This window comes from Quatrionicoccus australiensis, assembly GCF_020510525.1.
GTDB classification, from domain to species: Bacteria; Pseudomonadota; Gammaproteobacteria; order Burkholderiales; family Rhodocyclaceae; genus Azonexus; species Azonexus australiensis_B.
In genome coordinates this window covers 93,201-107,211 of sequence record NZ_CP075188.1, presented here as the reverse complement: position 1 = coordinate 107,211, position 14,011 = coordinate 93,201, and the positions used below count along the sequence as shown (strand labels likewise).

Annotated in this window: 13 protein-coding genes; 11 read left to right on the top strand and 2 right to left on the bottom strand. The window is 60.8% G+C overall.

The window, feature by feature from the left end; all coding sequences use genetic code 11:
- Positions 1 to 78: 78 nt before the first annotated feature.
- The 9 genes from KI612_RS00490 (at position 79) to ubiT (ending at position 9,101) form a co-directional block, all read left to right on the top strand.
- Positions 79 to 1,122: a rod shape-determining protein gene (locus KI612_RS00490; protein ID WP_226441869.1), complete on the top strand. Its 1,044-nt coding sequence runs from the start codon at positions 79 to 81 to the stop codon at positions 1,120 to 1,122.
- 29 nt (positions 1,123 to 1,151) lie between these two features.
- On the top strand, positions 1,152 to 2,084 hold the full coding sequence (mreC, locus tag KI612_RS00485; RefSeq protein WP_226441868.1) for a rod shape-determining protein MreC: 933 nt from the start codon (positions 1,152 to 1,154) through the stop codon (positions 2,082 to 2,084).
- The gene (gene mreD / locus KI612_RS00480) at positions 2,084 to 2,605 is read left to right on the top strand and encodes a rod shape-determining protein MreD (RefSeq protein ID WP_226441867.1); all 522 of its coding nucleotides are present in this window, start codon (positions 2,084 to 2,086) and stop codon (positions 2,603 to 2,605) included. Before mreC ends, mreD begins: the two co-directional genes overlap by 1 nt.
- A gap of 14 nt (positions 2,606 to 2,619) precedes the next feature.
- Entirely contained in the window at positions 2,620 to 4,527 is a 1,908-nt protein-coding gene (mrdA, locus tag KI612_RS00475; protein WP_226441866.1) for a penicillin-binding protein 2, read from the top strand.
- Positions 4,527 to 5,639 (top strand): rod shape-determining protein RodA, encoded by a 1,113-nt coding sequence (gene rodA / locus KI612_RS00470; protein ID WP_226441865.1) that lies wholly within the window; start codon positions 4,527 to 4,529, stop codon positions 5,637 to 5,639. The genes mrdA and rodA overlap by 1 nt, the downstream gene beginning before the upstream one ends.
- A complete protein-coding gene (locus tag KI612_RS00465; protein ID WP_226441864.1) occupies positions 5,636 to 6,646 on the top strand; it encodes a septal ring lytic transglycosylase RlpA family protein in 1,011 nt (336 codons plus the stop codon). The genes rodA and KI612_RS00465 overlap by 4 nt, the downstream gene beginning before the upstream one ends.
- An 87-nt stretch (positions 6,647 to 6,733) precedes the next feature.
- A complete protein-coding gene (gene ubiU / locus KI612_RS00460) occupies positions 6,734 to 7,741 on the top strand; it encodes a ubiquinone anaerobic biosynthesis protein UbiU (RefSeq protein ID WP_226441863.1) in 1,008 nt (335 codons plus the stop codon).
- 2 nt (positions 7,742 to 7,743) lie between these two features.
- Positions 7,744 to 8,646 carry a U32 family peptidase gene (locus KI612_RS00455; RefSeq protein ID WP_226441862.1) on the top strand — a complete coding sequence of 301 codons (903 nt, stop codon included), beginning with the start codon at positions 7,744 to 7,746 and terminating at the stop codon, positions 8,644 to 8,646.
- Positions 8,647 to 8,648: 2 nt separating this feature from the next.
- Entirely contained in the window at positions 8,649 to 9,101 is a 453-nt protein-coding gene (gene ubiT, locus KI612_RS00450) for a ubiquinone anaerobic biosynthesis accessory factor UbiT (protein WP_226441861.1), read from the top strand.
- Positions 9,102 to 9,181: 80 nt separating this feature from the next.
- Here ubiT and KI612_RS00445 read toward each other — a convergent pair whose 3' ends face one another.
- On the bottom strand, positions 9,182 to 11,020 hold the full coding sequence (locus KI612_RS00445; protein ID WP_226441860.1) for a PHA/PHB synthase family protein: 1,839 nt from the start codon (positions 11,018 to 11,020) through the stop codon (positions 9,182 to 9,184).
- 17 nt (positions 11,021 to 11,037) lie between these two features.
- Complete coding sequence (locus tag KI612_RS00440; protein WP_226441859.1) at positions 11,038 to 12,072, bottom strand: MBL fold metallo-hydrolase; 1,035 nt, start codon at positions 12,070 to 12,072, stop codon at positions 11,038 to 11,040.
- A 102-nt stretch (positions 12,073 to 12,174) separates the two neighbouring features.
- Here KI612_RS00440 and KI612_RS00435 point away from each other — a divergent pair, with 102 nt between their 5' ends.
- Positions 12,175 to 12,567 (top strand): MerR family transcriptional regulator, encoded by a 393-nt coding sequence (locus KI612_RS00435; RefSeq protein WP_226441858.1) that lies wholly within the window; start codon positions 12,175 to 12,177, stop codon positions 12,565 to 12,567.
- A 157-nt stretch (positions 12,568 to 12,724) separates the two neighbouring features.
- Positions 12,725 to 13,897: an isovaleryl-CoA dehydrogenase gene (locus tag KI612_RS00430; protein WP_226441857.1), complete on the top strand. Its 1,173-nt coding sequence runs from the start codon at positions 12,725 to 12,727 to the stop codon at positions 13,895 to 13,897.
- Positions 13,898 to 14,011 lie beyond the last annotated feature (114 nt).

The following is a 14,011-nucleotide window of genomic DNA, read 5'->3' as shown; positions in this document are numbered from 1 at the left end:
AAAGTCTTAAAATGGAAAGCGTTATAAGGTATCATAAAAGTTTTCCCTACCGCACCCCCCCCAGCGGAGTCACAGCAGATGTTCGGTTTCCTCAGTAAATATTTCTCAAACGATCTGGCCATCGACCTTGGCACAGCGAATACGCTGATTTATGTTCGCGGTCGCTCCATCGTCCTCGATGAGCCTTCGGTCGTCGCCATCCGCCTCGAAGGCGGCCCCAATGCCAAGAAAACCATCCAGGCCGTCGGCAAGGAAGCCAAGGAAATGCTTGGCAAGGCACCGGGTAGCATCACCGTCATTCGTCCGATGAAGGACGGCGTGATCGCTGACTTCACCGTCACCGAACAGATGCTCAAGCAATTCATCAAGAAGGTGCATGACTCGAAGCTGTTCAGCCCGAGCCCGCGCATCATCATCTGCGTGCCCTCCGGTTCGACCCAGGTTGAACGCCGCGCCATCCGCGAATCCGCGATCGGTGCCGGCGCCAGCCAGGTTTACCTGATCGAGGAGCCGATGGCGGCTGCAATCGGTGCCGGCCTGCCGGTTGCCGAAGCGACCGGCTCGATGGTCGTCGATATCGGCGGCGGCACGACCGAAGTCGGCGTCATCTCGCTCGGCGGCATGGTCTATGCCGGCTCGGTGCGCGTCGGCGGCGACAAGCTCGACGAAGCCATCATCAATTACATCAGCCGCAATTACGGCATGATGATCGGCGAGAACACCGCCGAAAACATCAAGAAGAACATCGGCTCCGCCTTCCCGGGCGCCGAAGTCCGCGAAATGGAAGTCTCCGGCATCAACAAGGCCGAGGGCATCCCGCGCAAGTTCACGATTTCGTCCAACGAAATCCTCGAAGCGCTGACCGACCCGCTCAACCAGATCGTTTCCGCCGTCAAGTCGGCGCTGGAAAAGACCCCGCCCGAACTCGGTGCCGACATTGCCGAAAAGGGCATGGTCCTGACCGGCGGTGGCGCCCTGTTGCGCGATCTCGACCGTCTGCTGATGGAAGAAACCGGTCTGCCGGTGATCGTTGCCGACGAGCCTCTGACCTGCGTTGCCCGCGGTTGCGGCATGGCGTTGGAAAAGATGGACAAGCTGGGCAGCATCTTCGCCTCGGACTGAACTTGATCGCCACAATTCGAGCTTAAGCGATGGCCGGCATCGACCACGCACCGCCACCGTTCTTCAAGCGAGGGCCAGCACCGCTGGCCCTTCTGACTTTCTACATCGCCATTTCACTGGCGGTGTTCGTGCTCGACCTGCGTTTTCGCAGCCTCAACCTGCTGCGCCAGAGCATTGCATTACTGGTCGACCCGGTTCAACGGGTCGCCCAGACGCCGGGCAGCCTGGTCGACTACGCCAACAACTACCTGCAAGGCCTGCAGGCGCTGCATCAAGAGAACAACGCGCTCAAGCACGCCCAGCTCAACACCGCCCCCAACCTGCAGCGCCTGCTCCAGCTTGAGGTGGAAAACGAGCGCCTGCGCAAATTGCTCAGCGTCAAGGAACGCGAAAAGGCCAATGGCCAGGTTGCCCAGATTCTGTACACCGCCCGTGATCCGTTTTCGCGCAAGGTCATCGTCGACAAGGGCCAGCAGTCGGGTATCGTCGCCGGCCAGCCGGCCATCGACGAGGCCGGTGTCGTTGGCCAGGTCACCCGCGTATTCCCTTTCTCGGCAGAAATCACGCTGATTACCGACAAGGATCAGGCGGTACCGGTACAGATCGTCCGCAGCGGCCAGCGCTCGGTCGTCTTCGGCCTCGGCAACGGCCAGCTTGAACTGCGCTACATGCCCGCCAATGCCGACGTTCAGGAAGGCGATATTCTGGTGACATCCGGCCTCGACGGCATCTACCTGCCGGGTTTTCCGGTCGCCAAGGTGATCAATATCGAGCGTGACAGTGCCTATTCCTTTGCCCGCATCTTTTGCGTGCCGGTGGCCGGCGTCGAGAATTTCGGCGAAATCATGGTTCTTGATCCACGCCAGCCCTTGCCGCCGGCTCCGCCCGAGTCCACCAGCCGGGAAAGCGGCACCGACAAGATGACGGTCCGCCAGAAGAACCGCGCGAAAAAGAGCAACTGATGCAACCAACCTTCTCCTCTTCGCGCATCCTGCTCCCGGTCCGCCCATGGTTCATTTTCCTGAGCCTGATTGCGGCCGTTCTGCTCAACTTTCTGCCGACCGCCCACTGGCCTGCCATGCCGGACTGGGTGGCACTTGTCCTCTGCTTCTGGAGCGTGCGCGAATTCCGTCGCGTCGGCATGGGCTGGGCCTTCATTCTCGGTCTGCTGATGGATGTCGCGGATGGCTCGGTACTCGGCCAGCACTGTTTTGCCTATGTCCTGCTCGCCTATGTTTCAACCGCCGCGTCCCGGCGCCTGCTCTGGTTCCCGCTCGCCCAGCAGGCACTGCAGGTCATGCCGCTGCTGCTCGGCACCCAGCTTGTCCAGGCGCTGATGCGTCTGGCTGTCGGCGCCGAATTCCCCGGACTGACCTACTTCATCGGGCCGCTCATCGGAGCCCTGCTCTGGATTCCCGCCACCTTCATCCTGCTCCTGCCGCAGTATCAGCCGGTCGAGCAGGATCCTGATCGACCGATCTGAACAGGTGGCAACCCGTGGGTGATTTCCACAATCCCGAAGCCGACCTCGACCGCTTTCGCTTCCGTTCCGGCTTTGCCGCAATTGCCGTCCTGCTCGCCTTTTCGCTATTGCTCGGTCGCTTCATCTGGCTGCAGGTCATCCAGCACGACTTTTATCAGACACGGGCTGAAGACAACCGGATTGCACTGATTCCCATCGTACCCAACCGCGGCGTCATCACCGACCGCAACGGCACCGTACTGGCCCGCAATTACTCCGCTTTCACGCTGGAAATCACGCCATCGCGGGTTGCCGACCTGGATGTGGCAATTGACGAACTGGCCGCCATCATTGATATCCAGCCCAAGGACAGAAAGCGCTTCAAGCGCCTGATGGATGAAGCAAAGAACTTCGAATCCATCCCGATCCGGACCCGCCTGACCGATGCCGAAGTCGCCAAGTTCGCCGCCCAGCGCTATCGTTTCCCCGGCATCGAGGTCAAGGCCCGGCTTTTCCGCCAGTATCCGCTCGGCACGGTTGCCTCGCACGCGATCGGCTATATCGGCCGGATTACCGACCGCGACCTGAAATGGATCGAAGAAGCCGAACAGCAGGCCATGTTCAAGGGCACCGACCACATCGGCAAGACCGGGCTGGAACAGCACTACGAGTTCGAACTGCATGGCCAGACCGGCTACGAGGAAGTCGAGATCGACGCCGGCGGCCACGCCCTACGCAGCCTCAAGCGCATCCCGCCGGTTTCCGGCAACAATCTGGCCCTGACCCTGGATGCCAAGCTGCAGGAAATTACCGAGCAGGCTTTCGGTGACCGCAAGGGCGCACTGGTCGCCATCGAACCCTCGACCGGCGGCATCCTGGCCCTGGTTTCCAATCCGACCTACGACCCCAATCTCTTCGTGGACGGCATCACGCCGGACAACTGGAAAGAGCTCAACGAGCACCCGAGCAAGCCCATGGTCAACCGCGCCATCAACGGCGCCTACCCTCCGGGTTCCACCTTCAAGCCTTTCATGGCACTGGCTGCGCTGGAAATGGGCAAGCGTACGCCGAGTCAGGCAATCAGCGACCCCGGTTACTACAATTTCGGCAATCACCAGTTCCGCGACGACAAAAAGGGCGGACATGGCATCGTCGACATGTACAAATCGATCGTCCACTCCTGCGATACCTACTACTACATGCTGGCCAACGACATGGGGATCGACAACATCGCCAAGTTCATGGGTCAGCTCGGACTGGGACAACGCACCGGCATCGACCTCGGCAAGGATGAATACGGCGAGTCGAAGGGCGTGCTGCCCTCGCAGGAATGGAAAAGGCAGCGCTTCAAAAAGCCGGAACAGCAGAAATGGTATGCCGGCGAAACCATCTCGATCGGGATCGGCCAGGGCTACAACGCTTACACCCCCATCCAGCTCGCCCAGGCAACGGCAACGATTGCCAATAATGGCGTGATGTTCCGGCCACACATCGTGCATCACATCATTGACACCAAGACCGGCCAGAAGCGTCTGATCGAAAGACAGCCTATCCGCGACCTCAATCTCAGGCCGGAAAACGTCGAGGTCATCCGCCGTGCCATGGTCGGGGTCAACAAGGAAGGTACCGGTGCCCGCGCTTTTGCCGGTGCGCCTTACGAAGCTGCCGGCAAGACCGGTACGGCCCAGGTCTTCTCGCTGAAGGGAGCGCAGTACAAAGAAGGTGGCATCAAGAAGGAACTGCGCGACCACGCCCTGTTCATCGCCTTTGCCCCAGCCGAGAATCCGAAAATTGCACTCGCCGTACTGGTCGAGAATGGTGGTTTTGGCGCCCAGTCGGCGGCACCGATCGCCCGCATGGTCATCGACTACTACCTGCTCGGCAAATTGCCGGCCGGCGCCGCGCCGGAAGACAGCGCCGCCGTCGAAGAGGAGGCCGAATAATGATCGATGTCGCCGGTACCTTGCGCCGCGGTTGGCAACAATTGATTGCCCATATCGACTTTCCGCTGCTCTGCATCACGCTGGCAATCATGGCAATCGGCCTGGCCACCGTACATTCGGCAACCTTTGACGGCAACCAGCGGGTTTTGTCGCAAGCCGGCAACATGGGCGTGGCAATGGTCATCATGTGGTTCGTTTCCCGCCTGCCACCGCAAAAACTGATGAGCTTCGCCATTCCGCTCTATGTGCTCGGCCTCGTTCTGCTCGTCGCGGTCTTTCTTTTCGGCATCAAGATCAACGGTGCCCGCCGCTGGCTGTCGCTCGGCTTCACCCGCATCCAGCCATCCGAGATCATGAAGATCGCAATGCCCTTGATGCTGGCCTGGTATTTCCAGAAATACGAAGCCACCCTGAAATTCAAGCATTACGTCATCGCTGCCCTGCTGCTGATTATTCCGTTTGCCCTGATCGCCAAGCAACCCGATCTTGGTACCGCACTGCTGGTCGGCGCGGCCGGCTTCTACGTGATTTTCTTTGCCGGCCTGCCCTGGAAGATCATCGTCGGCATGATCGTCGCAGGGGCATCCGCAGCGCCCTTCCTCTGGGGCATGCTGCATGACTACCAGAAGAAGCGCATCCTGACCCTGATCGACCCGACCACCGATCCGCTCGGCTCCGGCTATCACATCATCCAGGCAACCATCGCGATCGGTTCCGGTGGCGCCATCGGCAAAGGCTATCTGAACGGCACACAGACCCACCTCGAATTCATTCCGGAAAAACACACCGACTTCATTTTTGCGGTCTTCTCGGAAGAATGGGGACTGATGGGCAACCTTCTGCTGCTCTTCCTCTACACCATGCTGATCGGACGCGGCCTGATGATCGCCTCGGCGGCACCGACGCTGTTCTCGCGCCTGCTCGCCGGCGCCATCACGCTCGGCTTTTTCACCTACGCCTTCATCAACATGGGCATGGTCAGCGGCATCCTGCCGGTCGTCGGTGTCCCGCTGCCCTTCATGAGCTATGGCGGCACGGCACTGGTGACGCTGTTTCTCGGGATTGGCATGCTGATGTCGATCCACACGCACCGCATGCTGGTCAAGAAATGATCCTCCGCCTGCTCCCTGCCGCGCTGCTCGTCTCGCTACTTTCTGCCTGTGGCAGTTCGCCGCTGCACACCGAACGGGAAACAACGGTCGACACGGCAAAAAGCCCGATTTCCAGAGCGCCAACGCCGACCCGCAAGCCCGGCGTGACACTGAAGCGCGGTGGCGGTTTCTACAAGGATGACGGCCCGGCCGACGAGATTCCGGATGGGCTGGACGACATCCCGGATGCCGAACCCAGGTGGGAACCCCTGCACAAGCCAGCCACCCGCCCCTATGTCGTGCTCGGCAAGGAATATGTACCGAATACCGCCGTCAAGCCATACAAGGCGCGCGGCATCGCCAGCTGGTACGGCAAGAAATTCCACGGCCAGAAGACATCGATCGGCGAGCCTTACGACATGTTCGCAATGACCGCAGCGCACCCTACCCTGGCCTTGCCGTCCTATGTCCGTGTGACGCATGCCCAGAGCGGCAAGTCGGTCATTGTCCGCATCACTGACCGCGGCCCCTTCCACGCCGATCGCGTCATCGACCTGTCCTATACCGCCGCCTACAAGCTCGGCCTGATCAATGGCGGCAGTGGCCTGGTCGATGTCGAAGCCATCATTCCGGGTGAAGCGACCGGCGTCACCTATGCCCAGGTCGCGCCGCAAAAGCCCGTCACGAGCCCGACCGGCGCAGACGATATCGAGCAGATGGCCATGCGCATGCGCCAGGAAGAACGCCCGGTACAAACCGCCAGCAGCAGCGACAGCACGGGTGAAAAGATCGTCGCCAAGGGCGTCTATCTGCAGTTGGGTGCCTTTGCCAATGCCGACAATGCAGAAAACCTGAAAAACCATTTGAGCCGCGAACTCGACTGGCTGAATGAAAGCATGCAGATCAATCCAAGCGCCGGCATCCATCGCCTGCAAATCGGGCCCTATGCCAACCGTGGCGACGCTGACAGGGTCGCGGAAAAAATCCGCAGCAGCCTCGGCTACAAGCCGACCATCGTGATCCGCTGAACCAGACACCGGCTCTTTGACCAGGATCAATGGCAGCCAGCACTGGCTGGCTATACTGCCCGGCTGATCCTTCCGGTCCCCTATTCCATGAGTTCCCTGCCTGATCTGATCTGCCCGGCCGGCAGCCTGCCCGCGCTCAAGGCTGCGGTCGACAACGGCGCCGATGCGGTTTACCTCGGCTTCAAGAATGACACCAACGCGCGCAATTTCGCCGGCCTCAATTTCGACGCCAAGAACATGGCAGAAGGCATCCGCTACGCCCATGCCAAGGGTCGCGAAATCCTGCTCGCGATCAATACCTTCCCGCAGGCCGGACGCGTCGGTGAATGGCACAAGGCGGTCGACGCAGCGGTCGACCAGGGCGTAGACGCGATTATCCTGGCCGACGTCGGCCTCCTCGATTACGCCCGCAACAAGCATCCGCAGCAGCGTCTGCACCTCTCGGTGCAGGGCTCGGCAACCAGCTACGAGGCGATCAATTTCTGCCAGCGCGAATTCGGCATCAAGCGTGCCGTGCTGCCGCGCGTGCTGACGCTGGCCCAGGTTGAAAACGTGATCAGGAACACCACGGTCGAAATCGAAGTCTTCGGTTTCGGCAGCCTGTGCGTCATGAACGAGGGCCGCTGCTGGCTGTCCTCCTACGCCTGCGGCGAATCGCCGAATACCGTCGGCGCCTGCTCGCCGGCCAAGTACGTGAAATGGGACAAGCAACCGGGAGCCATGGAAACCCGCCTCAACGGCATTCTCATCGACCGTTTCGGCGACGATGAACCGGCCGGTTATCCAACCCTGTGCAAGGGCCGCTTCGAAGTCCAGGGCGAAACCTATTACGCGCTGGAAGAACCGACCAGCCTGAATGTCATCTCCATTCTGCCCGAGATCATGAAAATCGGCGTGCGCGCGATCAAGGTCGAAGGCCGCCAGCGCAGCCCGGCCTACGTTACCCAGGTCACCCGCACGCTGCGTGCCGCCCTCGACACGCTGGCCGAAGGCGGCGAGCGCTTCCACGTCAAACCGGCCTGGCAGGCCGAGCTGGCCAAGGTCTCCGAAGGCAGCCAGGCAACGCTGGGTGCCTACAACCGGCCGTGGAGATAAGAATGAAGCTTTCCCTCGGACCCCTGCTCTATTTCTGGCCCAAGGCCGAAGTCATGGAGTTCTACGCCGAAATGGCACAGAACCCGGCGCTCGACATCATCTACGTCGGCGAAGTCGTCTGTTCGCGCCGACAACAACTGCGCACCGCCGACTGGATCGGCCTTGCCCGCGATCTGACCGACGCCGGCAAGGAGGTCGTCGTTTCGGCCCAGGCCCTGCTCGAATCGGAAAGCGACCTCAAGGCACTGCGCCGCCTGGTCGACGAAGCCGGCTGCAAGCTCGAAGCCAACGATCTCGGCGCGGTCAACCTCGTGCACGGGCAGGATTTCGTCGCCGGCCCGCACCTCAACATTTACAACGAGGCGACGCTCGCCACCTTCGCCAAACACGGCCTGAAGCGCTGGGTGCCGCCGCTCGAAGCCAGCCGGGCGCTGATCGAAACCCTGCACGCCAGCCGGCCGGCCGGTGTCGAAACCGAGGTCTTCGTGTACGGCAAGCTGCCGCTCGCCTTCTCGGCGCGCTGCTTCACGGCCCGCCATTACGACCTGAACAAGGACGACTGCCAGTTCAAGTGCCTCGACCACGCCGAGGGTCTGACCCTGACCACCCGCGACGGCCAGGATTTCCTGTGCATCAACGGCATCCAGACCATGTCGGCGCAGAGCTACAACCTGCTGCACGAAATCCCGCAGATGCTGGCCATGGGCATCGACATCGTCCGGATCAGCCCGCAGAAGCAGCACATCAATGCCATCATCGCTGCCTTCGACGCCGCCCGCCGCGGCGAGACGCCGCAACCCGACACCACCGGCTGGAATGCCAGCGGCCTGGTCGACGGCTACTGGTTCGGCGACGCCGGCATCGTTGCCCACCACACACAAGCCCTCGCCCAACTGGGAGCATGAGCATGGACCAGAATTTCACCATCCCGAAGTTCCGTCTGCCCGCCATCATCGGCGAGATCGGGAAGCGGCTGCCGCAATGGCCGCATACGCTGACCCTGATCGCCGGACTCAACGTCGCGCTGAAAATGAAATTGCTGCCGGAAAGCGAGTTGACCGCCCTGGAAGACAAACTGTTCAGCATCCATGTCCTGGATACCGGCGGCAAGGCAACATTCACCTATCGCGACGGACTTTTCCGGCCGCTATTCCAGGTCACGCGCGAACCCGACCTGGCTTTCGCCGCCAACCTGTCGGCCTTCCTGCAACTGGTCGCCCGCCAGGAAGACCCGGATACGCTGTTTTTCAACCGCGAACTGGAAATCACCGGCGACACGGAGCTGGGCCTGATCGTCAAGAACATGCTGGATGCCATCGAATGGCCCAGCCTGCCGCACATTCCCTTGCTCCACCGCTGACCCCCGTCGCTCCGGCGGCGAAACTCAGGACAAAAAAAGGGAGGCCGCGGCCTCCCTTTCTGCTTGGATCCCTTGCCGGATCAGCTTTCCTTCTTCTGCGTATCGAGACGGAACTTGACGTAGCTGCCCGGGGCATCCTCGATGACCTTGAGCGCGCCGTCTTCCGGCTGACGTGCCTTGACCTTGGTCGAACCACCCGGCAGGCTGGTCACCCACTGGTTCCAGTGCGTCCACCACGAACCGGCATTCTGCGTTGCACCGGCCAGGAAATCTTCCGGGCTTTCCGGCAGATTGCTGTCGGTCGCGTCATTGGTCCAGTAGCCGTACTTGTTGGCGACCGGCGGATTGACGATGCCGGCGATGTGGCCGGAACCGCCGAGCACGAACTTGGTCGGGCCGGACGGCAGGCGGGCCCCCATGTAGGTGCTCTTCCACGGTGCGATGTGGTCTTCGATGGTCGAGATGAAGTAGCACGGGGTCTTGACCTTGGAGATGTCGATCTTGACACCACCCAACGTCAGGCCGCCCGGTTCCTTGAGCAGGTTGCCGAGATACATGTTGCGCAGGTAATAGCTGTGCATTGCGGCCGGCATGCGCGTCGAGTCGGAATTCCAGTACAGCAGGTCGAACGGGAACGGATCCTTGCCCATCAGGTAGTTATTGACCACGAACGACCAGATCAGGTCGTTGGCCTTCAGCATGTTGAAGGTGCCGGCCATTTCGGAACCTTCGAGGAAGCCGCGCTCGGCCATCTTCTTTTCGAGGCCGGAAACGGCGCCTTCATCAAGGAAGATGCCCAGTTCACCCGGCTCGGAGAAGTCGAGCATGGTCGTGAAGAAGGTGGCGGAATTGGCACGCTTGTCCTTCTTGGCCGTCATGTAGGCCAGGGTCGTCATCAGCAAAGTACCGCCCAGGCAGTAACCGGCCAGATTGACGCTGTCTTCGCCGGTGTGGGCACAGACCTGGTTGATCGCCTCGAGCGAACCTTCGAGCAGATAGTTCTCGAAGGACTTCTTGGCCAGCTTCTCGTCCGGGTTGGTCCAGGACATGATGAAGGTGGTGTGGCCCTGGTCGGTCGCCCACTTGACCATGGAGTTCTTCTCGCGCAGGTCGAGGATGTAGTACTTGTTGATCCACGGCGGCACGATCAGGAACGGCTTCTTGTTCTGGTCGGGCGTGCTCGGGTTGTACTGGATCAGCTGGAACAGTTCGTTCTGGAAGATCACCTTGCCCGGCGTCGTGGCAACGTTCTTGCCCATTTCGAAGGCCGAGGTGTCGGTCATGCGGATGCGCAGCTGGCCGTCACCGGACTCGACGTCGTGCAGCAGGTTGTTGAGACCCTTGATCAGGTTCTGGCCGTGGCTCTTGACGGTTTCGCGGAAGACTTCCGGATTGGTCAGGGCAAAGTTCGACGGCGACAGCGCATCAATGTACTGGCGGGTGAAGAAATTGACCTTCTGCTGCGTGGCTTCGTCGAGACCTTCGGTATCGGCGACAGTGTCATGCAGGTGACGGGCAGTGATCAGATAGGACTGCTTGACGAAGTCGAACAGGAAATGCTGTTCCCACTCTTCGTCCTTGAAGCGGTTGTCACCCTTCTTCGGCGAGGCAACCGGTGCCTGCACCGGCATGCCCATCATCTTCATCGAAGTGTTCTGCCACAGCGAGAAGTAGTCCCACATCATGTTCATCTGGGTCTGGGCCACCTTGTACGGATTGGCCAGCAGACGGGACGACAGGTCCATGAAGGCCTTGGCGACGCCGAGTTCATCGGTCGGCGCGCTGACGCCATCCTTGGCCTTCTTTTCAACGAAACTGGTGATCAGGCGCGAGGCGCGCTGGGCGACTTCGGCGTAGGTCTTGGCGATTTCCGCCGGATTGGGCAGATTGGCACCCTTGTCTTCGGTTTGCTGCGACATGCTTGAAACTCCCTCTGTCAGTGCGCGGCTTTGGGCGACCGCGTGTAGCGAATTACCCCGTCGGCGTCGGTGCTGCGCGACAGCCGGCCGGCTTGTTCAAGATAATTCAGGTGAGCAATAGCCTCACCCATGGCGAACATGGTTTGATGCGTATCGAGTGCCCGCTGGAAGAGGGTCTCGAGTAAGTCTGCGGCGCTCTGTGGCGCTTGTTCACAACTGCTCTCCAATGCACGCAATCGATCTTCATGGTGCGCGTGCAACGCCTCCACCCGGGCCCCTATTCCGAAGAAAGGCAGACCGTGCGAAGGTAACACCAGGGTCTTTTCCGGAATATTTCCTGTCAGTTCATCGAGTGACTCCAGATACCAGCCCAGGGCATCGGCATCCGGCGTCGCCGCGAACACGCTGACATTGGTCGAAATTCTCGGTAAAAGCATGTCTCCGGAAACTAACACGCCGAGTTCGGGACAGTAAAGCGACATATGCTCGGGTGCATGGCCGTGGCCGATGATTATTTGCCAATTCAAGCCGTTGACCGTCACGACATCACCGGCCTTGATGCGCTGGTAATACTCGGGCAAGGCCGGCACGGCCTTGCGATAACCGGAGCCGCGCTTCTCGAATTTGGCCAGCCGTTCGGCATCGAGGCCATGCTGGCGGAACTGTTCAACCATGAACCGGGCACCGTGGCCGCCGACCTCGTTCCAGACTACATGCGCAGTCAGGAACTCGCCGGTGGTCATCAGCAGCGTCGCTCCGGTTTTCTCCATCAGCCAGGTGGCGAGACCAAGATGGTCAGGATGAAAATGGGTGACGATCAGGCGCCGGACCGGCCCGTCAAGGCGCTCGATGATTGCCGACCAGGTGGCACGCACCCCGTCATCAGGGAAACCGGTATCGATGATGGTCCAGCCGTCACCGTCACGCAGCAGCCAGAGGTTGATGTGATCGAGCTGGAACGGCAAGGGCATGCGCAACCAGAAAACACCGGGCGCGACCTCTTTGAGTTCGCCAGCCGCCGGCGGCTGGTCATGGGGATATTGGGGAGACATGAAACGAACCTTTTTATTTGAGGGAGCAAGTTACCATAGGCATGGCTAATTGAAAAAACCCCCCTCTTCTGATTTACTGACGCGCACTTTGAGGAGACTCGCTTGAGCCAGCCGGCCATTACCTTCGCCATTTCCGATCTCGCCCGCGAATTCGGCATCACCCCGCGCACCATCCGCTTCTGGGAAGACCAAGGCATCCTGTCGCCCGAACGCGAGGGCAGCAAGCGCGTATTCACCCGGCGCGACCGCGCCCGTCTCAAGATGGCCTTGCGCGGCAAACGCCTTGGCCTGTCGCTGGCCGAAATCAAAGACCTGATCGGCATGTACGCCTCGACCGAGGATGAAACGCCACAACTGCAGGAATGCCTGCGCATCATGTCGAAGCGGCGGGAAGCTCTCGAACAGCAGCGCGAGGACATCGAAGCCATGCTCGGCGAAATTGCCCAGTTTGAATTGCAATGCCAGCAGGAACTGAACCGCCGCGCCGCCAGTTGAAATTTTTTTGCCAGGCAGTTGACGTTAACGTCAACGTCAATACAATCGCGGGAAAGCAGAATTCAGGATCAAGTTGCCCGGGAGCTTGAACTGCCAGAGAAACCCACTCTGGCAGCGCAGCAAGCAGGCAATCCATAACCAGACGGAGACAAACCCCATGAACATTCCCAGCCTCGACTTCGCCCTCGGCGAAGACATCAACCTGCTGCGCGATGCAGTGAAAGCCTTTGCCGACGCCGAAATCGCGCCGCGCGCCGCAGAAATCGACCGCGTTAACGAATTCCCGGCCGACCTCTGGAAAAAATTCGGCGACATGGGCCTGCTCGGCATGACTGCCGGCGAGGAATACGGCGGCACCAACATGGGCTATCTCGCCCACATTGTCGCCCTCGAGGAAATCTCGCGCGCCTCCGCTTCGGTCGGGCTGTCCTACGGTGCACACTCGAATTTGTGCGTAAACCAGATCCGCCGCAACGGCACCGAGGCCCAACGCCAGAAATACCTGCCCAAGCTGATCTCCGGCGAACACGTCGGCGCACTCGCCATGTCCGAGCCGAATGCCGGCTCCGATGTGGTCTCGATGAAGCTGAAGGCCGAGAAAAAGGGCGACCGCTACGTGCTGAACGGTTCGAAGATGTGGATCACCAACGGTGGCGATGCCGACACCCTGGTCGTCTACGCCAAGACCGACCCGGCCGCCGGCGCCAAGGGCATGACCGCCTTCATCGTCGAGAAGGGTTTCAAGGGCTTCACGCACGGCACGCACCTCGACAAGCTGGGCATGCGCGGCTCCAACACCTTCCCGCTCTTCTTCGACGACTGCGAAGTACCGGAAGAAAACGTGCTGGGCGGCGTCGGCAAAGGTACCAAGGTGCTGATGTCCGGCCTCGATTACGAACGCGCCGTGCTCTGTGGCGGCCCGCTCGGCATCATGGCCGCCTGCATGGACGTCGTCGTGCCCTATCTGCACGAGCGCAAACAGTTCGGCCAGGCAATCGGCGATTTCCAGCTGATGCAGGGCAAGGTCGCCGACCTGTATTCGACCTGGCAGGCCACCCGCGCCTACGTCTATGCCGTCGGCCGCGCCTGTGATGCCGGCGACCACTCGCGCACCCTGCGCAAGGACGCTGCCGGCGCCATCCTCTATTCCGCCGAGAAGGCAACCTGGATGGCCGGCGAGGCAATCCAGACCCTGGGCGGCGTTGGCTACACCAACGAGTACCCAACCGGCCGTTTGTGGCGCGATGCCAAGCTATATGAAATCGGGGCCGGCACGTCGGAAATTCGGCGGATGCTGATCGGCCGCGAGTTGATGGCGGAGACGCGCTGAGATGGCCGGCCACAATTCGTCGCAGGCTAACGCGCGCACAGCGCGGGTTAAGGCGCAACGCGCCGGCCGGAGACAAATTGCCCCAGCCGGTACCAGCGAAATTCGCCGCATGCT

Excerpts from the sequence above, each read along its gene's own strand:
- KI612_RS00490 (WP_226441869.1), top strand. The coding sequence starts at position 79 with ATGTTCGGTTTCCTCAGTAAATATTTCTCAAACGATCTGGCCATCGAC.
- KI612_RS00440 (WP_226441859.1), bottom strand. The coding sequence starts at position 12,072 with ATGTCTCCCCAATATCCCCATGACCAGCCGCCGGCGGCTGGCGAACTC.
- KI612_RS00445 (WP_226441860.1), bottom strand. The coding sequence starts at position 11,020 with ATGTCGCAGCAAACCGAAGACAAGGGTGCCAATCTGCCCAATCCGGCG.
- mreC (WP_226441868.1), top strand. The coding sequence starts at position 1,152 with ATGGCCGGCATCGACCACGCACCGCCACCGTTCTTCAAGCGAGGGCCA.
- ubiU (WP_226441863.1), top strand. The coding sequence starts at position 6,734 with ATGAGTTCCCTGCCTGATCTGATCTGCCCGGCCGGCAGCCTGCCCGCG.
- KI612_RS00455 (WP_226441862.1), top strand. The coding sequence starts at position 7,744 with ATGAAGCTTTCCCTCGGACCCCTGCTCTATTTCTGGCCCAAGGCCGAA.
- KI612_RS00465 (WP_226441864.1), top strand. The coding sequence starts at position 5,636 with ATGATCCTCCGCCTGCTCCCTGCCGCGCTGCTCGTCTCGCTACTTTCT.
- rodA (WP_226441865.1), top strand. The coding sequence starts at position 4,527 with ATGATCGATGTCGCCGGTACCTTGCGCCGCGGTTGGCAACAATTGATT.
- KI612_RS00430 (WP_226441857.1), top strand. The coding sequence starts at position 12,725 with ATGAACATTCCCAGCCTCGACTTCGCCCTCGGCGAAGACATCAACCTG.
- mreD (WP_226441867.1), top strand. The coding sequence starts at position 2,084 with ATGCAACCAACCTTCTCCTCTTCGCGCATCCTGCTCCCGGTCCGCCCA.
- ubiT (WP_226441861.1), top strand. The coding sequence starts at position 8,649 with ATGGACCAGAATTTCACCATCCCGAAGTTCCGTCTGCCCGCCATCATC.